General features: G+C 76.6%; 18 protein-coding genes and 1 pseudogene. 10 read left to right on the forward strand and 9 right to left on the reverse strand.

The window, feature by feature from the left end:
* Nucleotides 1-23 precede the first annotated feature (23 nt).
* The gene (locus AB0G13_RS18905; RefSeq protein WP_357875814.1) at nt 24-401 is read left to right on the forward strand and encodes a VOC family protein; all 378 of its coding nucleotides are present in this window, start codon (nt 24-26) and stop codon (nt 399-401) included.
* A 191-nt stretch (nt 402-592) separates the two neighbouring features.
* Here AB0G13_RS18905 and AB0G13_RS18910 read toward each other — a convergent pair whose 3' ends face one another.
* Nucleotides 593-1,069: a hypothetical protein gene (locus AB0G13_RS18910; protein ID WP_357875816.1), complete on the reverse strand. Its 477-nt coding sequence runs from the start codon at nt 1,067-1,069 to the stop codon at nt 593-595.
* A 209-nt stretch (nt 1,070-1,278) separates the two neighbouring features.
* On the opposite strand from AB0G13_RS18910, the gene AB0G13_RS18915 reads away from it, so the two are divergent.
* Entirely contained in the window at nt 1,279-2,163 is an 885-nt protein-coding gene (locus AB0G13_RS18915; protein WP_357875818.1) for a virginiamycin B lyase, read from the forward strand.
* 143 nt (nt 2,164-2,306) lie between these two features.
* On the opposite strand, the gene AB0G13_RS18920 is transcribed toward AB0G13_RS18915, so the two are convergent.
* Entirely contained in the window at nt 2,307-3,182 is an 876-nt protein-coding gene (locus AB0G13_RS18920) for an LD-carboxypeptidase (protein WP_357875846.1), read from the reverse strand.
* 244 nt (nt 3,183-3,426) lie between these two features.
* Between AB0G13_RS18920 and AB0G13_RS18925 the strand changes: the two genes are divergently transcribed.
* Together AB0G13_RS18925 and AB0G13_RS18930 are read left to right on the forward strand one after the other, a co-directional pair.
* The gene (locus AB0G13_RS18925; RefSeq protein WP_357875820.1) at nt 3,427-4,194 is read left to right on the forward strand and encodes a type 1 glutamine amidotransferase; all 768 of its coding nucleotides are present in this window, start codon (nt 3,427-3,429) and stop codon (nt 4,192-4,194) included.
* Nucleotides 4,194-7,304, forward strand: coding sequence for a bifunctional [glutamine synthetase] adenylyltransferase/[glutamine synthetase]-adenylyl-L-tyrosine phosphorylase (locus AB0G13_RS18930; protein ID WP_357875822.1), 3,111 nt, complete (start codon nt 4,194-4,196; stop codon nt 7,302-7,304). Before AB0G13_RS18925 ends, AB0G13_RS18930 begins: the two co-directional genes overlap by 1 nt.
* A 102-nt stretch (nt 7,305-7,406) precedes the next feature.
* Here the strand turns inward: AB0G13_RS18930 and AB0G13_RS18935 are convergent, their stop codons facing one another.
* On the reverse strand, nt 7,407-8,114 hold the full coding sequence (locus AB0G13_RS18935) for a class I SAM-dependent methyltransferase (protein WP_357875824.1): 708 nt from the start codon (nt 8,112-8,114) through the stop codon (nt 7,407-7,409).
* A gap of 113 nt (nt 8,115-8,227) precedes the next feature.
* Nucleotides 8,228-9,904 (reverse strand): hypothetical protein, encoded by a 1,677-nt coding sequence (locus tag AB0G13_RS18940; RefSeq protein ID WP_357875826.1) that lies wholly within the window; start codon nt 9,902-9,904, stop codon nt 8,228-8,230.
* 44 nt (nt 9,905-9,948) lie between these two features.
* Here AB0G13_RS18940 and mptB (AB0G13_RS18945) point away from each other — a divergent pair, with 44 nt between their 5' ends.
* The 3 genes from mptB (AB0G13_RS18945) to AB0G13_RS18955 all read left to right on the forward strand — a co-directional run bounded on the left by mptB (AB0G13_RS18945) (nt 9,949) and on the right by AB0G13_RS18955 (nt 13,672).
* Nucleotides 9,949-11,349 (forward strand): polyprenol phosphomannose-dependent alpha 1,6 mannosyltransferase MptB, encoded by a 1,401-nt coding sequence (mptB, locus tag AB0G13_RS18945; RefSeq protein ID WP_357875828.1) that lies wholly within the window; start codon nt 9,949-9,951, stop codon nt 11,347-11,349.
* A 14-nt stretch (nt 11,350-11,363) separates the two neighbouring features.
* The gene (gene mptB, locus AB0G13_RS18950; protein WP_357875830.1) at nt 11,364-12,851 is read left to right on the forward strand and encodes a polyprenol phosphomannose-dependent alpha 1,6 mannosyltransferase MptB; all 1,488 of its coding nucleotides are present in this window, start codon (nt 11,364-11,366) and stop codon (nt 12,849-12,851) included.
* Nucleotides 12,852-12,922: 71 nt separating this feature from the next.
* Nucleotides 12,923-13,672 carry a phosphotransferase gene (locus AB0G13_RS18955; protein ID WP_357875832.1) on the forward strand — a complete coding sequence of 250 codons (750 nt, stop codon included), beginning with the start codon at nt 12,923-12,925 and terminating at the stop codon, nt 13,670-13,672.
* A 171-nt stretch (nt 13,673-13,843) separates the two neighbouring features.
* On the opposite strand, the gene AB0G13_RS18960 is transcribed toward AB0G13_RS18955, so the two are convergent.
* The 3 genes from AB0G13_RS18960 to glnA all read right to left on the reverse strand — a co-directional run bounded on the left by AB0G13_RS18960 (nt 13,844) and on the right by glnA (nt 16,795).
* Nucleotides 13,844-14,854 (reverse strand): hypothetical protein, encoded by a 1,011-nt coding sequence (locus AB0G13_RS18960; RefSeq protein ID WP_357875834.1) that lies wholly within the window; start codon nt 14,852-14,854, stop codon nt 13,844-13,846.
* Entirely contained in the window at nt 14,851-15,210 is a 360-nt protein-coding gene (locus AB0G13_RS18965; protein WP_357875836.1) for a helix-turn-helix transcriptional regulator, read from the reverse strand. The genes AB0G13_RS18960 and AB0G13_RS18965 overlap by 4 nt, the downstream gene beginning before the upstream one ends.
* 160 nt (nt 15,211-15,370) lie before the next feature.
* A complete protein-coding gene (gene glnA / locus AB0G13_RS18970) occupies nt 15,371-16,795 on the reverse strand; it encodes a type I glutamate--ammonia ligase (RefSeq protein ID WP_357875838.1) in 1,425 nt (474 codons plus the stop codon).
* 325 nt (nt 16,796-17,120) lie between these two features.
* On the opposite strand from glnA, the gene AB0G13_RS18975 reads away from it, so the two are divergent.
* A complete protein-coding gene (locus tag AB0G13_RS18975) occupies nt 17,121-17,459 on the forward strand; it encodes an RDD family protein (protein ID WP_357875848.1) in 339 nt (112 codons plus the stop codon).
* 58 nt (nt 17,460-17,517) lie between these two features.
* On the opposite strand, the gene AB0G13_RS18980 is transcribed toward AB0G13_RS18975, so the two are convergent.
* Nucleotides 17,518-18,207, reverse strand: a complete 690-nt coding sequence (locus tag AB0G13_RS18980; protein ID WP_357875840.1) for a DUF4191 domain-containing protein — start codon at nt 18,205-18,207, stop codon at nt 17,518-17,520.
* Nucleotides 18,208-18,402: 195 nt separating this feature from the next.
* Here AB0G13_RS18980 and AB0G13_RS18985 point away from each other — a divergent pair, with 195 nt between their 5' ends.
* Both AB0G13_RS18985 and AB0G13_RS18990 read left to right on the forward strand, forming a co-directional pair.
* On the forward strand, nt 18,403-18,573 hold the full coding sequence (locus AB0G13_RS18985) for a hypothetical protein (RefSeq protein WP_357875842.1): 171 nt from the start codon (nt 18,403-18,405) through the stop codon (nt 18,571-18,573).
* Nucleotides 18,570-21,668 (forward strand): AAA family ATPase, encoded by a 3,099-nt coding sequence (locus AB0G13_RS18990; protein ID WP_357875844.1) that lies wholly within the window; start codon nt 18,570-18,572, stop codon nt 21,666-21,668. Before AB0G13_RS18985 ends, AB0G13_RS18990 begins: the two co-directional genes overlap by 4 nt.
* A 131-nt stretch (nt 21,669-21,799) precedes the next feature.
* Here AB0G13_RS18990 and AB0G13_RS18995 read toward each other — a convergent pair.
* Nucleotides 21,800-22,195 (reverse strand): annotated as a pseudogene (locus AB0G13_RS18995) (hypothetical protein); the annotation flags it as partial.

Genomic DNA, 22,195 nt, shown 5'->3' on the forward strand with positions numbered 1-22,195 from the left:
GCGCGTGGAACGGGAGGCCACACATGACCATCGACAACGCCGTCACCTGGTTCGAGATCGGCACCGAGCGGCCGGACGAGGCCCAGCGGTTCTACGGCGACCTGTTCGGCTGGAGCTTCACCGAGGAGGGCAGCGCTCAGGCCCCGTACCGGACGACCGAGGGCGGCGCCGGGGCGGGGATCGGCGGGGCGGTCCGGGGGACCGGCGGGACGAGCCCGAACTACGCGGTCTTCTACGTGCAGGTGGCCGACGTGGCGGAGACCTGCCGGCGGGCGGAGGCGGCCGGTGGGAAGGTGCTGGTGCCGCGCAGGGAGAACGACAACGGGCTGACCCTGGCCCACCTGCTCGACCCGGCCGGCAACCACTTCGGCGTCTTCGCCCCGCCACCCGCCGGCGCGTGACCCGTCGCCCCGTCGCCCCGTCGGCGGGCGGCGCGTCGCCGGTTGACCGTCCTGTCCGCCGGCGCGTGGCCGGTTGCCCGTCCTGTCCGCTGGCGCGTGGCCGACTGACCGTTTCGTTCCCGGGTGTGGCGGTGTCCGCGGTTCCGGGCACCGCCACACCCGGCGGGTCGGGGGTTCGGGTCAGCCAGCCGTCACTTGCCGGCCGGCCCGGCCGGTCCGCCGTGGCCGCCCCGACCGCCCGGGCCGGGCAGGACGCCGGCATCGGCGGCGGCCGTGACGGCGTCGGCCTGCTCCTGGGTGAGCTTGCCGTCCTCGACGGCCTGCGCCAGGCGCTCCTTCATCGCGGCCTGCCGGTCGGCGGTATCGCCCTTGTCGCCCCGCGCGGGCCGGTCCGCCGGCTTGTGCTCCGCGCGCAGCTTCTCCAGCGCGGCCGTCACCTTGTCGGCGTCGAGACCCAGCTCCTGGGCCAGCTTCTCGGCGAACTCCGCCTGCCGGTCGGCCCGCTGCTGCTGGCGGTCGCCGTCCTCGGAGGCGCTGGTGCTGGCGCCCGGCGTCGGGGTGTCGCCGTCCGCGGCGAACGCGACCGTCGGGGCCGCGAGGCCCACGCCGAGCACGCCGGCCGCGGCCAGCCCGGCCAGCAGGTGCTTCTTCCTCGTGGTGCGGGACATGTCGTCCTCCAGCTCGTCGGTGGGTGGTGCGATGACCTCACCGACGGTGACCGCCCGGGCTGGGGGGAAGCCGTGGCGACCCTGTCAGCGAGCTGGCAATCCGGGCCCTCCGGCCGGGCAAACGGGTTGCACCGGGGCGCGCGGGCGGCGAGGGTATGCGGGCGGCAGCGCCCCGCCGGGGCGGAGCAGGTGACGGAAGGTGACCCCTCTTGACGACGTCCGCGAAGATCCGGGAAGTCCCGCTGACCGGGGCGGGCGCCGGCCCTTACGGCATCACGGTCGGCCCCGACGGCGCGCTCTGGCTGACGCTGGTCCATGCCGGCGGGATCGCGCGGGTGGGTACGGACGGCGACGTGCGCACCTGGTCGGTGGCGGCCGACAGCCGGCCGTTGATCATCACTCCCGGCCCCGACGGCGCCCTCTGGTTCACCCGCTCCGGCGACGACCGGATCGGCCGGATCACCACCGACGGCGAGCTGGGCGCCGTCGAGCTTCCGGCCGGAACCGGCCCCTGCGGCATCGCCGCCGGTCCCGACGGTGCCCTCTGGTACGCGGCGATGGGCGCCGACGCGATCGGTCGGGTCACCGTCGACGGGGAGCAGACGCGGTTCCCGCTGCCGGTGAGCGGCGGCTTCGCCTCGATGGTCGCCGCCGGGCCCGACGAGGCCGTCTGGTTCACGCTCAACCGGGCGAACGCGGTGGGCCGGATCGGCATGGACGGCGCGGTGACCCTGCACGCGCTGCCGACCGAGGGGGCCGCTCCGGTCGGCATCGCCGCCGGCGTCGACGGGGCTCTCTGGTTCGTCGAGATCGGCGCCGGTCAGCTCGGCCGGATCACCCCGGACGGGCGGATCACCGAGTACCCGCTGCCGGACCGGTCCGCCCGGCCGCACGCGATCGTCGCCGACCCGACCGGCGGCTGCTGGTACACCGAGTGGGGCGGCAACCGCATCGGCCACGTCACCCCCGACGGCGCGATCACCAACCACGACCTCCCGACCCCGGCCTCCGAGCCCCACGGTCTCACGGTCGCCCCCGACGCCACGGTCTGGGCCGCCCTGGAAACGGGCGCCCTGGCCCACCTCACCCCCTGACCACCCCGCCGGCCCTCCACTCAGCCTCTCCACCGGGTCGATCATGAGGTTGGCGGTGCGAAATGTCGGTGTCGCTGCCGCTAACCCCATGATCAACCCGGTGGACGCGAGGGCGAGCGCGGGGGCGGGCCCGCGCGGGCGGGTCAGCGGACGGCGGGGGTGATCTCCAGGGTGGCGGTGGTCGTGTCGAGGGTGGCCTCGGTGCCCACCGGGACGGTGAGCTGGCCGGGGCCGTGACCGATCGGGAGGCCGCCGAGGACGGGGACGCCGAGGTCGCCGAGGCGCTCGGCGAGCACGTCGGCGACGCCGACCGACCACCCGTCCGCGCAGCCGGTGAACTGGCCCACCGCCACCCCGGCCAGCCCGTCCAGCGCCCCGGCGCGGCGGAGCTGGGTGAGCATCCGGTCCACCTTGTAGGGCGGCTCCTGCACGTCCTCGACGAGCAGGACCGCGCCGGTCAGGTCCGGCATGTCCGGGGTGCCCAGGGACGCCGCGATCAGGCAGAGGTTGCCGCCCAGCAGCGGACCGGTGGCCCGGCCGGGCACGCGAACCCCGAAGGTCTCCTCCTCGGCGACGGCGGTCACCGTGACCGGTTCGGTGGTCATCAGGGCGGCGTGCAGCGACTCGGCCGAGCGCAGCGGCGTGCGCTCGTCCGACCAGGCCGCCCCCGGGCCGTGCACGCCGGCCAGCCGGGCGCCCCGCCAGAGCGCGAACTGCAGCGCCGTGATGTCGGAGAAGCCGGCGACGACCTTCGGGTCCCGGCGTACGGCGGCCATGTCGATCGCGTCGACGATCCGCTGCGCGCCGTAGCCACCCCGGGTGCAGATCACCCCGCGCACCTCGGGGTCGGCGAACGCCGTGTTCAGGTCGGCGGCGCGCAGTTCGTCCGCGCCGGCGAGGTAGCCCTGCCGGGCGTACGCGTGGGGGGCCAGCACCGGCCGCAGGCCCCAGCCGGTGAGCAGCTCGATGCCCCGGGCCACCCGTTCCGGCCGGGTCGGGCCGGAGGGCGACACCAGCATCACCGTGTCGCCGGGGCGCAGCACCGGCGGTCGTACGGCGGTGGCGGGAGTCGGGCGGGCGTGGTCGGGCACAGCGGCAGAGCCTAGTCGCGACGGGTCACCGGTCCACGTACCGGCCGGCCCGGTCCGCCGAGGGTGGGACGGGCGCGACGACCCTGCCGCGTCGGCCGGTCGGTGGCGGGGCGCCGCCGCGCCGGCGGAGGCGTTCCGGGGTCCGTCCGGGCCACCGGCTAGCCTCGACGTCGTGGCTACCGCGCTGGTGATCGAGAACGACCCGACCGACGACGTCCGCCGGCTGGGTGAGTGGCTGACCGAGGCCGGCCTCGACCTGTGGGTCGTCCGCGCCCACGCCGGTGACGAGATCCCCGCCGACCTGACGGGCTACTCCGCGCTGGTGGTGCTCGGCGGCGCGCTGCCGCCGTACCCGCTGCCGGACGGGTCGCCCGCCGCGCCCTGGCTCCCGGCGCTGGAGGGGCTGCTGCGCAAGGCCGTCCGGCACCGGGTGCCGACCCTCGGCATCTGCCTCGGCGCGCAGCTGCTGGCCACCGCGCACGCCGGCCAGGTCGAGCGCAGCGCCGCCGGGCCGGAGGTCGGCCCTTGCGTGGTCGGCAAGCGGGACGCCGCCGACACCGACCCGCTCTTCCGCTACGTCCCGCTGATCCCCGACGTGTTCCAGTGGCACGTCGACGAGATCACCGAGCTGCCCCGGGGCGCCACCCTGCTGGCCGCCTCGCCGAGCTACCCCCACCAGGCGTTCCGCCTCGGCGACCGGGCCTGGGGGTTGCAGTTCCACATCGAGTGCGACACCGCCATGATCGCCGACTGGGCCGCCGACTCGACGCTGCTGGCCGAGCTGGGCCACGACCCCGACCTGGTGGTGGCGGCCTGCCACGAGGTGATGGTCGACGTCGAGGAGGTCTGGCAGCCGTTCGCCGCCCGGTTCGCCGCGCTGGCCCTGGGCGAGCTGGACGACGCCGCGCCCCGCCGTAGCCTGCCCCTGCTCGGGCAGTGATGAGCCGGCCGGTCAGGGCCGCGGGACGGCTGGCCCGCTACGGCTTCGGCACCGACGGCGGCGCCGGCGTGACCCGCGCCGCCGACCTGCTCGGCCCGGACGGGCTCGGGCTGTGGCGGCCGGACGTGCAGGAGCCCACCGACGACCGCGGGGCGGAGCTGCTCGCCGGGCTCTCCCGGGCCGCCGACCCGGACCTGGCGCTGCGCCAGCTGCACCGCATCGTCGAGGCCGAGCGCCGCACCGCAGCGAGCGGCACCGGCCCCGCCACGGGCCGCCGCACAGCCGCCAGGGAAGAGGCCCGCCCCGGCAGGCCGGTCGAGGCCGAGCGCCGCACCGTCCCGGAGCAGGCGCCGTCGGCGCTGCTGGCGGCGCTCGCCGACGACCCCGGCCTGCGCCGCCGGCTGATCGCCGTCCTCGGTGCCTCCTCCGCGCTCGGCGACCACCTGGTCGCCAACCCCGACCAGTGGCCGGCCCTGCGCACCGCCCCGGACGGGCTGGCGCCGACCGCCGAGGGGCGGCTCGACCTGTCCGGCGACGGGCAGCCGGTGGCGGTGCTGCGCAGGGCGTACCGGCTGGCGCTGCTGCGGATCGCGGCGGCCGACCTGACCGGCGGCCGGGGCCTGGAGCAGACCATGGCCGCGCTCTCCGCGCTGGCCGACGCGACCCTGGCGGCGGCGTACGAGATCGCGGTCGGCGAGCTGCCGGCGGGCACCCCCCGGCCCCGGCTCGCCGTCGTGGCGATGGGCAAGTGCGGCGGCGACGAGCTGAACTACGTCTCCGACGTCGACGTGATCTTCGTGGCCGCCGAGGACGACGACCTCGCCGCGGCCACCACGGTCGCCACCCGGCTGATCCACGTCTGCGGGCTGGTCGCCTGGCCGGTCGACGCCGCCCTGCGCCCGGAGGGCAACCGGGGACCGCTGGTGCGGACGCTGGCCAGCCACCTCGCCTACTACCGGCGCTGGGCGCGCACCTGGGAGTTCCAGGCGCTGCTCAAGGCGCGGCCGGCGGCCGGCGACCTGGCGCTGGGCCGGGAGTGGATCGACCAGCTCGCCCCGCTGGTGTGGCGGGCCGCCGAGCGGCCCGAGGCGGTCGAGGACGTCCGCGCCATGCGGCGCAAGATCATCGACAACGTCCCGCCGAAGGAGCTGGAGCGCGAGATCAAGCGCGGCCCGGGCGGGCTGCGCGACATCGAGTTCGCCGTGCAGCTGCTGCAACTGGTGCACGGCCGGGGCGACGAGTCGCTGCGGGTGCCCGGCACCATCCCGGCGCTGCGCGCGCTGGTCGCCGGCGGCTACGTCGGCCGGGCCGACGGCGAGGCGCTGCTGCGCGGCTACCGCTTCCTGCGCGGCGTCGAGCACCGCCTCCAGCTCCAGGGGCTGCGCCGCACCCACACGGTGCCGACCGAGCCGGCCGCGCTGCGCTGGCTGGCCGCCGCGCTGGGCCACACCGCCACGCCGGGCCGCAGCGCCGTCGAGGAGTTCCGCGCCGAGTGGGTCACCCACGCCACCGAGGTACGCCGCCTGCACGCCAAGCTGCTCTACCGGCCGCTGCTGGAGTCGGTGGCCCGGGTGCCGGCCGACGGGCTGCGGCTGACCCCCGAGGCGGCCCGGCACCGGCTGGAGATCCTCGGCTTCGCCGACCCCGCCGGGGCGCTGCGCCACCTCCAGGCCCTCACCGGCGGGGTGAGCCGCACCGCCGCCATCCAGCGCACCCTGCTGCCGGTGCTGCTCAGCGAGTTCGCCGACGCCCCCGAGCCGGACCGCGGCCTGCTCAACTACCGGCAGGTCTCCGACAAGCTCGGCAGCACCCCCTGGTACCTGCGCCTGCTGCGCGACTCCGGCCCGGTGGCCCGCCGGCTGGCCCGGGTGCTCTCCTCCTCCCGGTACGCCGCCGACCTGCTGGCCCGCGAGCCGGAGGCGCTGCGACTGCTGGCCGAGGAGAGCGAGCTGACCCCCCGGCCCGGTGCGGTCCTCTGCGAGGGCTTCGCCGCCGCCGCGGCCCGGCACTCCGACCCGGTCGAGGCCACCCGGGCGATCCGCGCGCTGCGCCGCCGGGAACTGGTCCGGATCGCCTGCGCCGACCTGCTGAGCCGGGCCGGGTCGCTGGCCCCGTCGCCGCCCCGGCCCGACGGCGGGCGGGCGGCGCTGGGCCTGGCCGACGTGACCGCCGTCGGCACCGCCCTGGCGGACGTCACCGACGCCACCCTGGCCGCCGCGCTGCGGGCCGCCCGGGCGGCCCAGCCGCCCGTGCCGGGGCTGCGCTTCGCCGTGATCGGCATGGGCCGCCTCGGCGGGTACGAGTCGAACTACCTCTCCGACGCCGACGTGCTCTTCGTCTACGACGCGCCGGCCGGCGCGGGCGACAGCGCGGCCAGCGCCGCCGCGCGCGCGATCGCCGAGGAGCTGCGCCGGCTGCTCGGCGTGCCCGCGCCCGACCCGCCCCTCGGCGTCGACGCCGACCTGCGCCCGGAGGGCCGGCAGGGCCCGCTGGTGCGCAGCCTCGCCGCGTACGCGCAGTACTACGCCCGCTGGTCGAAGGTGTGGGAGGCACAGGCGCTGCTGCGCGCCCGGTTCGTCTGCGGCGACGCCGACCTCGGCGCCGAGTTCGAGGCGATGGTCGACCCGGTGCGCTACCCGGCGGACGGGCTGACCCGCGAGCAGGTGGTGGAGATCCGCCGGATCAAGGCGCGGGTGGAGCACGAGCGGCTGCCCCGGGGCGCCGACCCGGCCACCCACACCAAGCTCGGCCGGGGTGGGCTCGCCGACGTCGAGTGGGCGGTGCAGCTGCTCCAGCTCCAACACGCCGGGACGATCCCGGCGCTGCGCGGCACGCGTACGCTCGACGCCCTCGCGGCGGCCCGGGACGCGGGCCTGGTCGACCCGACGGACGCCGTGGAGATGGCGGCCGGCTGGACGCTGGCCGCGCAGGTCCGCAACGCGCTGATGCTGGTCCGCGGCCGGGCGGGCGACCAGCTGCCCCGGCACGGCGTCGAGCTGGCCGGGGTGGTCCGGCTGCTCGGCCGGGACGATCCGGGCGAGTTCCTCGACGAGTACCTGCGCACCGGCCGCCGCTCCCGGGCGGCGATGGAACGGGTCCTCGACGGCTGAGCCGGCCGGGTGCGCCGGCGGGCGGCCCGGCAGGGCGCTCGGCCCACCCGCGCCGCCGGGCCTCGGGCCGGGGCCGACCGGGTCCCGCCGCCGGCGCGGGCCTCAGAGGCGGCGGTGGACCAGCACCACGTGGTCGACCAGCTCGCCGGTCTCGCCGTTCGGGCCGGTGGCCTGGCGGCGCGGGGCGTCGAGCCGCTCGGCGTCCCACCGGTCGGGGTCGAGGTCGAGCGCGGCCAGGGTCTCCTGCGGAGTCGAGAAGCGCGCGTGCGCGTGGTCGTGCCGTCCCCACGGCGGGGCCTCGCCGTGGTCGACGACGAGCAGCCGGCCGCCGGGGGCCACGGCCCGGGCCGCCGACCGCAGCAGTCCCGCCCGGGGAAACTCCAGCGGCGACTGGAGGAACTGCGCGGAGACCAGGTCGTACTCGCCCGGCGGGAACGTCCGGGTGAGGTCGTGCCGGCGGAACTCGATGCGGGACGCCACCCCGGCGGCGGCCGCCTCCTCGGCCGCCCGGGCGAGGGCGGTCTCGGAGACGTCGACGGCGGTCACCCGCCAGCCCCGCCCGGCCAGCCAGATCGCGTCGCCGCCCTCGCCGCAGCCGAGGTCCAGCACGCTGCCGGCCGGCAGCGAGCCGGCGACGTCGACCAGGATCGGGTTCGCCCGGCCGCTCCAGACCCTCTCGTGCCGCCCGTAGTGCTCCTCCCAGAACCGCGCGGTCTCCTCGTCGACGTCCGGGTGGTGCCGACCGTCGGGTCCGGTGGCCGCCGTGGTGCCGTCGTGCCGGTGCTGCCCGGCCGTCGCGTCGTGGTGCACGTCTCGTCCTCCTGATGCGCTGCCTGCGTGCCCTGCCGCGTCGATCGTGCGCGCACCCGGCGGGAGGAGCAAGTAACGTTGCCGGATCGGCAAAAAGGTGGGCCGCGCCCCGGTCAGCTGCCGAGCCGGTACTGCCCGGCGCGCGGCACGGTCACCGCCGTCCAGTCGCCGGCGGCGGCGACCGTGGCCCCGCCCGAGGCGGTGAGCCAGCGGCTGTGCCGCACCCGGACGGGCACGGTGCCGGCGGCCGGCGTCCGGAACGTCACCGAGGCGCCGTCGTGCGCGACCAGCTCGGCCGGCGCGCCGACGATCGGGGCCGGGTCGGCCACCGCCCAGACCCGCCAGTGCGGGCCGGACCAGACGGGCGTCAGGTACGGCAGCCCGCCCGCGACCAGCTCGGCCTCGGCCCGCCCCACCCAGGACAGCGGGGCGTCCGGCACCGCGACGAACTGCACCGCGTTGTCGTCGAGCCAGTCCCGGTAGTTCGCGGCGGTCAGCGGCACCCCGGTGCCAACCGCCCCCGGCACGGTGGTGAAGAAAAGCGGGTTGCGGTCGATGTCGGCCTGCCGCAGCCAGCCCCGGGCCAGCGGCACCTCGCCCAGCCTCGCCGCCTCCCAGTAGTTGCGGGTCGGTGGGACCTCCACCCGGCCGCTGAGTCGCTGCCCGCCGAGGAACGCCCGCAGCGGCGCGAAGTAGGCGGCCCGGCTGGTCGGGTCGTCGACGCTGCGCAGGTCGGCGGGGGGCACCGGCGGCTGCCACCAGCACACCGCCGCCAGCAGCGCGGCCAGCGCGACGCCGCCCCGGACCCGCGTGCCGCCCCCGACTCCGGTCCGCGCGGCCTCGACGGGTCGCGCGGCGGATGACGCGGCGGTCCGGCCGAACCGGGCGAGCCACGCGGTCAGCCGGGCCGGGGGACGGGCGGCGGCGGCCAGCAGGGGCAGGGCGAACATGACGGCCAGCCGGGTGGCGTTCAGCCCGACCGGGGTGTGCACCAGCGCCGCCGCCAGCACCCCGGACGCCGAGAGCAGCGCCCCCGCCCGCACCGGCCGGTAGCCCACCAGCGCGGCCACGAGCAGACTGGTCAGCACGGCGCGCACGGTGTCGGTGCGGCTGATGTTCATCCAGCCGCCGTCGCCGAAGAGCAGGGCGGTCAGCCCGAGCGGCAGCGCGGCGGCGACGCCGAGCACCAGGCCGTCGGCGTACCGGCGGGTCAGCAGCAGCGCCGCGCCGGCCAGGCCGACGAAGAGACCCGCCACCGGGCTCGTCGCCGAGGCCAGCAGCGCCCCGGCCGCCGCCAGCCCGAGCCGCCCGAGCCGCCGGCGCCGCGCCCGCCGCTCCGTGCCAGCGCCGGCGCCGGCGGGGACCCGGGGGAGGGTGAGGGCGAGCAGCGCGCCGAGGCCGAGGGCCACCCCGAGGCCGTACGTCACCCGGCCCGAGACCAGGTTGCCGGCGATGGTGAGCACCCCGACGAGGCTGCCGAGCAGCGGGCGGGGCACCCCGGTACGCACCAGCAGCGCCGCGAACGCGGTGGCCGCCGCCACCAGGGCCAGCGCGCCGGTGACCCGCACCCCGAGCAGCGCCATCACCGGCTGGGAGAGCAGGCTGTAGCCGAACTGCTGCACGCCGCCGTACCAGCGCAGGTCCACCGGGGCGAGGCCGTGGGCGGCGGAGAAGTCGGCCCGCGCGACCTGCGCGGCGAGGTCGGAGCCGGTCGGCGGGAGGGCGACGTAGGCCACCCCGAGGAGCACGGCGGACGCGGCTGCCACCGCCACCACCCGACTGCGCCGCATGCCCACCTCCGTACCGCGACCACCGTACTGGCAGCATGTCCGGCGTGCCTCACCACCTCGCGCGCTGGCTCGGCCTCGCCGGCTCGACGCTGCTCGCCGTGGCCGCGTTCCTCGGCGGCGCGTTCCCCGACGGCGACCTGCGCCCCACCCCGGTCAGCATCTGGCAGGGCCCGCACGGCCCGCTGATCATCGCCACCTGGGCGGTCGGCACGGGCCTGATGGCGTACGCCTGGTGGGCGCTGCGCGACCGGGTGCCGTCGACCCGCTGGGCGCTGGTGACCGTCGGGCTCTGGCTGCTGCCGCTGCTTCTCACGCCGCCGCTGGGCAGCCGGGACGTCTACGCGTACGCCTGCCAGGGGGCCAGCTACTCGGGCGGGATCAACCCGTACGAGCAGGGCGTCTCGGCGCTGCCGTGCCCGTGGCTGGACACCATCTCGTACATCTGGCGGGACACCTCGGCCCCGTACGGGCCGCTGTTCGTGCTGCTCGCCGGGGCGGTGGTCGAGGCGACCGGGTCACTGGTCGGCAGCATCGTGCTGTTCCGGCTGCTCGCCGTCGTCGGGGTGGGGCTGACGGCGGCCAGCCTGCCGGTGCTGGCCCGGCGCTGCGGCGTACCGGCCGGCCGGGCGGTCTGGCTGGCGCTGGGCTCGCCGCTGATCGGGGTGCACCTGATCTCGGGGGCGCACAACGACGCGCTGATGGTGGGGCTGCTCGTCGCCGGCCTGGCGGTGGTGGTGTCCCGGCCAGGCCGCCCCGGCCCGCTGCTCGCCGGGGGAGTGCTGCTCGGGCTGGCCGCCGCGATCAAGGTGACCGCGCTGGTCGTGGTGCCGTTCGCCGCGCTGGCCGCGATCGTCGGGGCGTACTCGATCAGGGCGCTGGTGCGCGACGGCGGGTGGGTGGTCGGCGGGGCGGTCGCCGCCGTGGTCGGCGCGACCCTCGCCACCGGCCTGGGCTTCGGCTGGATCACCGGGCTGGAGCAGGGCGGCCTGGTGATCGCCTGGACCTCGCCGCCGACGGCGGTGGGACAGACCGTCGCCTACCTCGCCGCGCCCTTCGGCTGGCACGGCGACCCGCTGCCGGTCACCCGGGGGATCGGCATGGCGGCGCTGGCACTGGTGCTGCTCTGGCTGTGGTGGCGGGCCCGCCACCGGGAGCCGATCTGGCACGCCGGCCTGGCGCTCGCCGCCACCGTCGCCCTCGCCCCGCTCTTCCACCCCTGGTACTGGACCTGGCCGCTGGCCGTGCTCGCGGCCACGGCGCGGCGCACCGGCTGGTTCGCGGTGGTCGCGGTCGTCTCGTCGTTCCTGGTGCTCGCCGACGGCACGGGGCTGCCCCGGTACACCAAGACCGTCGGGGCGCCGCTGATGACGCTGTTCGTGATCGTGGTGGTGGTCCGCTTGGTACGGTCGGCCCGGGCGGCCCGTCGACCGGCCGCCGTGGACTGAGGAGAGGGCCGCCGGTGACCGCTCCCGGCACCCCGCCGGCCGCTCCCGGCACCCCGCCGGCCCCGCCCGGCGTCGCCCGGCTCGCCCGGTACGCCGGCCTGGTCGGGGCGGTTCTGCTGGCCGTCGCCGGTTGGCTCGGCGGCGCGCTGCCCGACGCCGCCTCGGCGCGCGGGCGCCGCGCGGACGAGCCGTGGACCGTCGCGCTGTGGCTCGTCGGCACCGCCCTGCTGGTCGGCGCCTGGTGGGCGCTGCGCCGGGGCGCGCCGTCGACGCGGTGGGCGTACCTGACCGCCGGGCTGTGGGCGCTGCCGCTGCTGGCCGCCCCGCCACTGGGCAGCCGGGACGTCTACTCCTACGCCTGCCAGGGCTGGGCGTACGCGCACGGCGTCGACCCGTACGCCACCGGTGTCGCCGAGGCCGGCTGTCCCTGGGTGGACGCGGTCGCGCCGATCTGGCGGGACACGCCGGCGCCGTACGGGCCGTTCTTCGTGCTGCTCGCCGCGCTCGCGGTGACCCTCGGCGGCGGCCTGGTGGGCGCGATCGTGGCGTTCCGGCTGCTCGCGGTCGTCGGCGTGCTGCTGGCCGCCCTCTGCCTGCCGGGGTTGGCCCGGGCCGCCGGCGTGCCCACCCGCCGGGCGGCCTGGCTGGCGCTGGCCGGCCCGCTGGTCGGGGTGCACCTGATCGCCGGCGCGCACAACGACGCGGTGATGCTCGGACTGCTGCTGCCGGGCCTGCTGGTGCTCCTCCGCCGGCCCGGCAGGCCGGGGCCGTTGCTGTTGGCCGGGGCGCTGCTCGGGCTGGCGGTGACGGTGAAGGCGACCGCCGTGGTGGTGCTCCCGTTCGCGGCGCTGGCGGCGGTGCGCGGCCGCCACACCCTGCGGGCGCTGCTGCGCGACGCCGGCTGGCTGGCCGGCGGGGTGCTCGGCGCGGTGGCGGTCACCTCGCTGCTGTCCGGCCTCGGCCTCGGCTGGGTGGGCGGGCTGACCCGCAGCGGTGACTCCGAGCAGTGGACGTCCCCGCCCACGGCGGTCGGCTTCGTCGTCGACTACGCGGGCGGGCTCGTCGGCCGCGAGCCGGGCGCGGTGCCGGTCACCCGCACGGCGGCGCTGCTGCTGCTCGCGGTAGCGGTGGCGGCGCTGTGGTGGCGGGCCTGGTCGGGGCTGTGCCGCCTCGCCGACGTCCGGCAGCGGCTGGGCCGCCCGGACGCCGCCCGCCCCCGGGTCGCCCTGCTCGGCGCCGGCCAGGCGCTGGTCGCCACGGTCGTGCTGGCCCCGGTCTTCCACCCCTGGTACGCCACCTGGCCGCTGGCGCTGCTCGCGGTCGCCGCGACCCGGACCACCTGGTTCGTGGCGCCCTGCGCCGCGGTGGCCTTCCTCACCCTGCCCGACGGCACCAACCTGGCCCGGTTCAGTAAGGCCCCGGGCGCCCTGGCGATGACCGCGCTGGCGGCCGGGTTGGCGGTGTGGGCTCTGCGCCGGGCCCGTGCCGCGCGTCCCGGCTGAGACTGCGGGCCGCGCGCTGTGGGGGACGGGGCCGTGCCGCGTGCTGCGGGTGACGGGTCCATGATCGTGGGATGAGCGCAGTCGAGGAACCGTTGGCGGGCAACGCCACCACCGGCGTGGTGCGCGTCGGCGACACCGTGCGGCGCCCGGTCGGCCCCTGGACCGAGGCGGTGGACGCCCTGCTGGAACACCTGCACGCGGTGGGATTCTCCGGCGCGCCCCGACCGCTGGGCCGCGACGCGCAGGGCCGGCAGGTGCTGGAGTACGTCCCCGGCGAGGTCGGCGCGGCGTCGGGCACGTACCCGGTGGCGGACCTGTGCGCGATCGGCCGGATGCTGGCCGAGCTGCACGCCGCGCTGGCCGGGTTCACCCCGCCGGCCGGGGCGGCGTGGCAGCGGCTCATCCCGCCGGACCGGGAGGAACTCGTCTGCCACAACGACGTGGCCCCCTGGAACCTGATCAGGGCGGACCGGGGCTGGGTCCTGATCGACTGGGACGCTGCCGCGCCGGGCTCCCGGCTCTGGGACGTCGCGTACGCCGCGCAGAGCATGGCCGGCCTGCGCCCGGACCGGCCGGTGGCCGAGTCGGCGGCCCGCCTGCGTGCCTTCGCCGACGGCTACCGCCTCGACGAGGCGTCCCGCCCGGCCCTGGCCGTCACGCTGGGCCGTCGCGCCCGGGCCATGTACGACCTGCTGCGCGAGGGCGCGGAGCAGCGGCGCGAGCCGTGGGTTCGGATCTGGACCGAGGACGGCCCGTACTGGCTGGCCACCGCCGACTACCTCGACGCCCACGCCGAGGCATGGGAGACCGCCCTGCGCTGACCGCCCCGCCGCCGCGCGAGCGGCCCTCGCGGCGAGTGCCGATCCGCGCCACCACCCGCCGCCATGCGCCGTCGCGGATCGGCCGGGGCGGGTGGAACGCCATGGTTGTCGAAACGCGCTGGTGACACCCCATGGCGTTCCACCCGCCGCGCGGGTGCCGCTGCCGCTGGTCTACGGGACCCGCTCGGCGGTGCGTCCGCAGGTCGGGCAGCGGTCGCCGGACCGGACCGGGCCGGGCCGGCGCATCCGCCTGCGCAGGGCGATCGTCAGCGGCAGCAGCGCGGGGCCGGCCAGGCCGACCGCGACGGCCGTCGCGGCGAGCGCGTCCCATCCCGGGTTGGGCGCGCCGCCCATGTTGCCGTCGACCGCGCCGGCCAGCGGGTCCAGGAAGAGCAGGCCGATCGGGGTCAGCAGCACCAGCAGCGCCCAGCCGCCCCGGTAATCGGCCCGCAGGGCCAGCCCCGCTCCGAGCAGCAGCACCAGAATGAGCAGGGCCACGGCGGCGGCGGGCAGCACCCCGCTCGCCGTCCAGCCGTGGTAGCTGAGGTAGGAGTCGTAGCGAGGTAGCAGGATGACACTCGTGAGGCCGGCGGCGACGACGGCGAGCAGGGGCGCCGACCGGACCGGCATGGGTGGCCGCTCCGGGAGGCCGAGTGCGACCAACCCCAGCCCGACCTGCGGCAGCAGCACGAACAGCGGCGGTCGGGGCAGACCGGCGAGGGCCGCGACCGGCACGACCGCCACCGTGAGCAGCAGGGCGAGGGCCACCGCGTGGCGGGTCCACCGACCCGGTGCCGCCGCGTGCACCGCCGCGGCGAGCAGCCAGGCGGCCCACACCCCGATCCCGAGCGAGACGAACGGTCCGGCGTGCGGCACGCCCCACTGCGCCATCGGCGGGTGCAGCTCCAGCCCCGACCAGGCCCCTGCCAGTGCCGTCGCGGTGAGGAAGGCGAGCACGGCGGCGAGGCGTACGCCCGGGATGAGGTCGGCGGCCCCGGCGGCCCGCAGCCGCTGGCGGAGGCCGCCGCGCAGCAGGTCCGCGGCGTCCGCGGGCGAGGGCCAGCGCCGCTCCGGGCCGGCCAGGTCGAGGTACGTGTCGACGATCTCCGCGCCGCGCGCCCGGCGGTAGTCGGCCGGGTAGGCCCGCAGCAGGCGGTGGTAGCGCCGCTCCAGCTCGCTCATGCCAGCCCCCCGGCGGTACGCGGGGCCAGCGGCCGGACCGCGCGGGCGCGCAGGCGGGCGGTGGCCGCCTCGACGTTGCGGCGCAGGCGCTCGGTCTCGGCGGTGAGCGTGGCGTCGCCGGCGGGGGAGAGGCGGTAGTAGCGGCGCAGCCGGCCGTCCACGATCTCCTCGCGGTCGACCTCGACCAGGCCGGCGTCGGTCAGCCGGTCGAGCGCGCCGTAGAGGGTGCCCGGCCGCAGCGACACGCGCCCGTCGGAGAGGGCGGCGACCTCGCCGATCAGGCCGTAGCCGTGCATCGGCTGGCCGGCCAGCGCGGTGAGGATCAGGAAGGTGGGTTCGCGCAGCGGTGTGTCCACGCCCTGCAATATAACGGATGCGAAGGTATGCCGGTGTCCGTTACGCGGCCCAGCTGTGGGAACGTCCCGGCCGCGCCGCCCGGCGGGCGCACAGACGGAAGGCCCCGGGCGGACCCGGGGCCTTCCTGTGGTCTTCTGCTGCGTCAGCAGTCGGAGTGCGTCAGCAGTCGAAGTACATGGCGAACTCGTGCGGGGTCGGGCGCAGGCGCACCGGGTCGACCTCGTTGGCGCGCTTCCACTCGATCCAGGTCGAGATCAGGTCGGGGGTGAACACCCCGCCGTCGAGCAGGTAGTCGTGGTCGGCCTCGAGGGAGTCGAGCACGGCCGACAGCGAGCCCGGCACCTGCTTGACGTCGCCCCACTCCTCCGGCGGGAGGTCGTAGAGGTCCTTGTCGATCGGCGCCGGCGGCTCGATCTTGCTCTTGATGCCGTCCAGGCCGGCCATCATCATCGCCGAGAAGGCCAGGTAGACGTTGGCCGACGGGTCCGGCACGCGGAACTCGACCCGCTTGGCCTTCGGGTTGCTGCCGGTCACCGGGATGCGGGTGCAGGCGGAGCGGTTGCGCTGCGAGTAGACCAGGTTGACCGGCGCCTCGAAGCCCGGCACCAGCCGGCGGTACGAGTTGACCGTCGGGTTGGTGAAGGCCAGCAGCGACGGGGCGTGGTGCAGCAGGCCGCCGATGTACCAGCGGGCCATGTCCGACAGGCCGGCGTAGCCGGTCTCGTCGTAGAACAGCGGCTCGCCGTTCAGCCAGAGGCTCTGGTGGGTGTGCATGCCGGAGCCGTTGTCGCCGAAGAGCGGCTTCGGCATGAAGGTGGCGGTCTTGCCGTTGGCCCAGGTCTCGTTCTTCACGATGTACTTGAAGAGCTGGAGCTGGTCGGCGGCGTGCAGCAGCGTCGAGAACCGGTAGTTGATCTCGGACTGGCCGGCGGTGCCCACCTCGTGGTGCGAGCGCTCCACGGTGAACCCGCTGTCGACCAGCCGGCGCACGATGCTGTCGCGCAGGTCGGCGAGGTGGTCGACCGGCGGCACCGGGAAGTAGCCGCCCTTGTACGCGGTCTTGTAGCCGCGGTTGCCGCCCGGCTCCTCGCGGCCGGTGTTCCAGGCGCCCTCGATCGAGTCGATGTAGTAGAACGACTGGTGCGCCGAGGTCTCGTGGCGGATGGAGTCGAAGATGTAGAACTCCGCCTCCGCGCCGAAGTACGCGGTGTCGGCGATGCCGCTGGCGGCCAGGTAGGCCTCGGCCTTCTTCGCCACGTTGCGCGGGTCCCGGCTGTAGGCCTCGCGGGTGAACGGGTCGTGGATGAAGAAGTTGAGCGCGAGGGTCTTCTGCGCCCGGAAGGGGTCGATGAAGGCGGTGGCGACGTCCGGGAGCAGGAGCATGTCCGACTCGTGGATCGCCTGGAAACCGCGGATCGACGAACCGTCGAAGGCCAGGCCCTCGGTGAAGAAGGCGTCGTCGACGGACTCGACCGGCATGTTGAAGTGCTGCATCACGCCGGGCAGGTCACAGAAACGTACGTCGACGAACTTCACGTCCTCGTTCTTGAGGTATCGCAGGAGTTCCTCGGGATTGGCGAACACACGTCCTCCTGGCACGTCCACGGGTGGCTAGGCTCCTGGCGACGCTATGGCCGCGCGGTTGCCCGGCCATGTCTTGAGTGTTTCTGCCGTGTTACGTCCCTCGCGGAGCGTCATCCGCGCCGCTAGGGCGGGCCGGGCCGCGCGGCGGGACGCCATCGGCTGTGCCATTCTATTGATACTTGCTCGCTTTCGCCCCTTTTTGCTGCCCGGATGCGGCGACCGTCCCCGATCCGTCCATCCGCCCTGGATACCCTTGACCGTTGTGACCAAGCCGCATGATCGCCCCGTACCGCCCGCGACGGATCCCGCCTTCACCCCGCCCAGCCTGGGGCGCCGGTTCGGGGCGCTGGTGATCGACTGGGTGCTCTGCCTGCTCATCGCCGGGGTCTTCGCCGACCCGGTCCGCGACGGGTGGGCGCCCGTGCTGGTGCTGATCGGCGAGTACGGCCTCTTCCTCGGGCTCTTCGCGCAGACGCCCGGCATGTTCATCACGAAGGTCCGCTGCGTCGCCTGGGTCGACGGCGGTCGCATCGGGGTGGCCCGGGCCCTGCTGCGCGGCCTGCTGCTCGCCCTGGTCGTGCCGGCCCTGCTGATGGACGGCCACCGCCGTGGCCTGCACGACCGCCTCGCGGGCTCCGTCGTCACCGACGCCCCCCGCCCCTGACACACGACAAGAGCCGGGCCCTTCGCACGGGCCCGGCTCTTCGCGTACGCGTCGGCGGTCAGCGACCGCGCGTCTGGCGGAACGCGCCGCGCGCGGGCCGCATGTTCTTCGGGATCGCGCCCTTGGGCATCTGCGGGCGGGCGGTGAGCGCCTTGAGCCGCTTGTCCAGCGAGTTGACGTCCTTGCCGCTGAGGTTGCGCGGCAGCCGCATCAACGTCATCCGCAGCTTGCGGATGGGCAGCTCGCCCTCCTCCTGGCCGATCACGTAGTCGAAGAGCGGGGCGGAGCCGATCACCTTCGCCAGCCGCCGCTTCTCCTGGCCGAGCAGGCCGCGTACCCGCTGCGGGTTGCCCTCCGCCAGCAGGATCACCCCGGGCCGGCCGATGACCAGGTGGACCATGTCCATCTGCGTGGTGGAGCTGACCGCCGGGGTGACCCGCCAGTCGCCGCGCATGCTCTCCATGATCTGGGCCGCCGCGCCGGGCTGCCCCTCGGCGGCGTTCATCATCGCCTGGTTGGACCGCAGGTTGAGCACGATCAGCAGGCAGAGCAGGGCGAACAGGATGCCCAGCGGCAGCCAGATCCAGCCCCAGAGCAGGACCGCGACCACGGTGAGCGCGAGCGGGATCAGCACCGCGGCGGCCGCCAACGGCGCGAACCACCGGTCCTGCTTGGCGGTGAACTTGAACACCATCCCGATCTGCTTCAGCCGCTGGCCGAACGAGACCTTCTCCTGGGGCTTTGCCATGCCGCAGAGTCTAGTGGTCGCCGCACGTCGCCTTGTCCGCGGCTGGGCTGAGTACCTTACGCGCCCGCATCGCCGACGAGGGCCGGGAGTAAGGAGGGGGAGCGGGCGAAGATCGGGCGGCACACCCATGCCCCGGGGGCACCTTCGCGCGCAGAGTCGGAGTCGACAGCCGACGACGACCGCAGGGAGCCCGCCATGTTCGGCAACGACGCAGACTTCATCCTCTCGATCCACCGTACGCACGCCGCCGAGCTACGCGCCGAGGCCGCGGTCGACCGGCTCGCCCGGGCCCTGCCGCGCCGCACCACGCGCGCCTGGCTCAGTCGACGAAACCATCCGGTACGCACCGGCGACGCCCGCCGGTGACCGTCCCCGCGCCCCCGGCGGTCGCCACCGACCCGCCGGGGGCCGACGCCGTGCTGACCGGCCAGCGAGAGGCAGACGCCGTGCGGATCGGCCCACGACCGGTCGACGCCGTGCTGGCCGGCCCGCGCCGGGCGCCGTCGGCTGACCGGCCGGTCAGCGGAGCCGGCGGCGGCGCGGGCCGTGTCATGCTCGGTGCCGTGACCGCACGCGCCGCCAGCACCGTCCTCGTGGGCCGCCAGCAGGAGCTCGCGGCCCTGCGTGACGCCCTCGGCCGGGCCCGTGCCGGGGAACCGACCGCCGTCCTGGTCGGCGGCGAGGCCGGGGTGGGCAAGACCCGGCTGCTGGAGGAGTTCGGCCGGTCGGCCACCGAGGGCGGCGCGCGGCTGCTGGTCGGCCAGTGCCTCGAACTCGGCGAGGCCGGCCTCCCCTTCGCGCCGTTCGCCGCCGCGCTGCGGGCCGTGCTGCGCCGCGACGGTCCCGGCGTCTTCGACGGGTACGAGGCCGAGTTCGCCCGCCTCCTGCCCGAGCTGGCCCGGGGGCCGGCCGGCATCGCCGCGCCCGCCGTCGCGCTCGTCCCGGACGCCCCGCGCGGCTACCTGTTCGACCTGGTCGCCGAGCTGTTCGAGCGGCTCGCCGCCGGGCAGCCCCTGGTGCTGGTGATCGAGGACCTGCACTGGGCCGACCGGTCCACCCGCGACCTGATCGCCTTCCTGGTGCGCGCCGCCCGCACCGCCCGGCTGCTGCTGGTCTGCACCTACCGCACCGACGAGCTGCACCGCGGGCACCCGCTGCGGCCCTTCCTCGCCGAGCTGGACCGGGCCCGCGGCGTCGAACGGATCGAGCTGGGCCGCCTCGACCGGGACGGCACCGGGGCGATCCTGACGGACCTGCTCGGCGCCGAACCGCTCGCCCGCGCGGTCGACGACATCCATCAGCGCACCCAGGGCAACCCGTTCTTCATCGAGGAACTGGCCGCGGCCGGCGACCCGATGGGCTGTGCCACGCTGCCGGAGACGCTGCGCGACCTGCTGCTGGCCCGGGTGGACCGGCTGCCCGACGCCGCCCAGCGGGTGCTGCGGATGGCCGCCGCCGGCGGCACCCGGTTCGCCCACCAACTGCTCGCCGAGGTCGCCGGACTGCCCGAGCCGGAGCTGGAGGACGCGCTGCGCGCCGCCGTCGCCGCCCAGCTCGTGGTGGCCGACCCGGAGGGCGACTACGAGTTCCGGCACGCGCTGGTCCGCGAGGCCGTCCACGACGAGCTGCTGCCCGGCGAGCACGCCCGGCTGCACGCCCGCTGGGCGGCGGCCATCGAGGCCCAGCCGCACCTGGTCGCCGCCGGCTGTGCCCCGGCCGAGACCGCCCACCACTGGTACGCCGCCCACGACCACCCCCGGGCACTGGTGACCGCCCGCACCGCGGCGCGCGCCGCCGCCGACCGGTACGCGTACGCGGAGCAGAGCCGGCTGCTGGAACGGGTGCTGGAGCTGTGGGAGCTGGTGCCCGACGCGGCCGAGCGGCTCGACATGGACCACCTCGCGGTGCTGGAGGAGACGCTCGCCGCCGCCACCACCGCCGGTGACTACCAGCGCGCGCTCACCCTGACCCGGGCCGCCCTGGCCGAGGTGGACGTCGGGGCGGAGCCGCTGCGCGCGGCGCGGCTGCTGGACCGGCGCGGCCGGCTGCTGGCCATGCTCGGCAAGAGCGACGGGGCGGCCGAGCTGCGGGAGGCGTACCGGCTGGCCAGCGGGGGGCCGGACGGGCCGGAACGGGTCCGGCTGCTCGCCGACGTCGCCGCGCAGCTGTTCCGGCTGGACCCCGAGCAGGTCGGGACGCTCGCGGCCGAGGCGGCGGAGGCGGTCGAGGCGCTCGGCGACGACCTGGAGCTGCTGCCGACCCGCATCGCCCTCCTGTGCCGCACCGAGGCTTCGCCCGAGCGCCGCCTGGCCGGGCTGCGCCTGGCCGAGGGGCGGGCCCGCGCCGCCGGCTCCGCGCCGGCGCTGGTGAGCGCGCTGGTCCACCTCTCCGACGTGCTGTTCGAGCTGGGCCGGTACGCCGAGTCCGCCGACGCGGCAGCCGCCGGGGCGGCCGAGGCGCGCCGGGTCGGCGTCAGCCGCTCCACCGGCGCGTACCTGCTGTCGAACCAGGCCGAGGCGCTGATCGCCCTGGGCCGCTGGGACGAGGCCGACGCCGCCTGCGCGGAGGCGGCCCGGATCGACCTGCCGGGCGTGTCCGGCCTGCACTGGCTGCAGCTTCGCGCCGGGCTGAGGCTGGCCCGGGCCCACCCCGCCGCCGAGGAACTGGTGGACCGGGCACTGGCCTTCCTGGCCCGGCCCTACCTGTGGCCGAACCACCGGCTGCCGCTGCGGGAGCTGCGGATCGAGGCGGCGCTGGCGGCCGACGACCCGCCCGGGGCGGTACGCGCGGCCCACGCCGCGCTGGCCGACGAGCGGCTGCCGCAGCTTCCCCGGGAGGGTTGGCCGGTGCTCAGCGCCGTCGCCCGGACCGCCGCGCGGAGCGGGGACGCCGAACTGGCCGGGGCGGTGTCCGCCCTCGCCGCCGCGCTGCCGGCCCGCCATCCGGCCGAGCGGGCGCACGCCGCCCAGGTGGTGGCCCTCCTGGCCGCCGGCGGCGAGGAGCTTCCGGCGTGGCGTACGGCGGTCGCGGCGTGGCGGGCCGACGGGCAGCCGTACCCCCTCGCCCGGGCGCTGCTGTCGCTCGCGGAGGCGGCGGCAGCGGTGGGGGAGCGGGACGAGGTGGCGGCGGCGGTCGCCGAGGCCGCCGCGCTCGCCGACGGGTTGGGCGCGGCGCCGCTCGCGGGGCAGGCCGCCACCCTGGCCCGGCGGGTCGGCCTGCGCGGGGCGAGGCGGGGGCGTCCCGGCGCGGACCTGCTCACCCTGCGCGAGCGGGAGGTGCTGCGGCTGGTCGCCGAGGGCCAGAGCAACAGCCGGATCGCCGAGCGGCTCTTCATCTCGCCGAAGACGGCCAGCGTGCACGTCTCCCGGATCATCGCCAAGCTGGACGTGAGCAACCGCGTGGAGGCCGCCGCGCTGGCGCACCGCCTCGGCCTGCTCGGCGAGCCCACCGCGCCGCGCTGACGGCCGTCCGGCCGGCGGCCCGCCGGCGTCGTCCGCACCGCGGAGCGCACCGGCCCCGGCCACGCTCGACACCGTCCGGGTGGAGGTGCAGACCTTCGGGCGGTGCGCGCGACCGGGGCGAGTGCGCGGGGTCAGCGGCGGGGCAGGTAGATCCGCCAGCCGGGGACGGTGACCAGGTCGAGCGCGGCCGGATCGGTACGCCGGCGCTCGTCCAGGCGGGCGGCCAGCGGCGAGCCGGCCAGCGCGACCCAGGCCGGCGCGGCGGACCGCAGCACCGCCCGGCGGTACGGCAGGTACCGGTCGTGCCCGGGGCGCAGGTCGTCGTCGACGACCGCGCAGAGCACGTCCTCGCGGGTGGCGAAGATGAGCCGGTTGCAGGTCCAGTAGCCGCCGTACACGTGCCGGACACCCCGCTCGCGCAGCGCGGCGACCAGCCCGGCGTCGTCACCCTCGACGGCCACCCGGTGGCGGGCGCCCGGCACCGGCTGCCCGCCGCCGTCCGCACCCGCGTCGCGATCCTGTTCCAG

It is taken from the genome of Micromonospora sp. NPDC023633 (assembly GCF_040640035.1).
GTDB lineage: Bacteria > Actinomycetota > Actinomycetes > Mycobacteriales > Micromonosporaceae > Micromonospora.

What these genes read in the sequence shown, in the direction of transcription:
- AB0G13_RS18930 (WP_357875822.1), top strand. Translation starts at nt 4,194, where the DNA reads ATGAGCCGGCCGGTCAGGGCCGCGGGACGGCTGGCCCGCTACGGCTTC.
- AB0G13_RS18985 (WP_357875842.1), top strand. Translation starts at nt 18,403, where the DNA reads ATGTTCGGCAACGACGCAGACTTCATCCTCTCGATCCACCGTACGCAC.
- AB0G13_RS18940 (WP_357875826.1), bottom strand. Translation starts at nt 9,904, where the DNA reads ATGCGGCGCAGTCGGGTGGTGGCGGTGGCAGCCGCGTCCGCCGTGCTC.
- AB0G13_RS18955 (WP_357875832.1), top strand. Translation starts at nt 12,923, where the DNA reads ATGAGCGCAGTCGAGGAACCGTTGGCGGGCAACGCCACCACCGGCGTG.
- AB0G13_RS18905 (WP_357875814.1), top strand. Translation starts at nt 24, where the DNA reads ATGACCATCGACAACGCCGTCACCTGGTTCGAGATCGGCACCGAGCGG.
- AB0G13_RS18980 (WP_357875840.1), bottom strand. Translation starts at nt 18,207, where the DNA reads ATGGCAAAGCCCCAGGAGAAGGTCTCGTTCGGCCAGCGGCTGAAGCAG.
- AB0G13_RS18910 (WP_357875816.1), bottom strand. Translation starts at nt 1,069, where the DNA reads ATGTCCCGCACCACGAGGAAGAAGCACCTGCTGGCCGGGCTGGCCGCG.
- AB0G13_RS18960 (WP_357875834.1), bottom strand. Translation starts at nt 14,854, where the DNA reads ATGAGCGAGCTGGAGCGGCGCTACCACCGCCTGCTGCGGGCCTACCCG.
- AB0G13_RS18920 (WP_357875846.1), bottom strand. Translation starts at nt 3,182, where the DNA reads ATGCTGGTGTCGCCCTCCGGCCCGACCCGGCCGGAACGGGTGGCCCGG.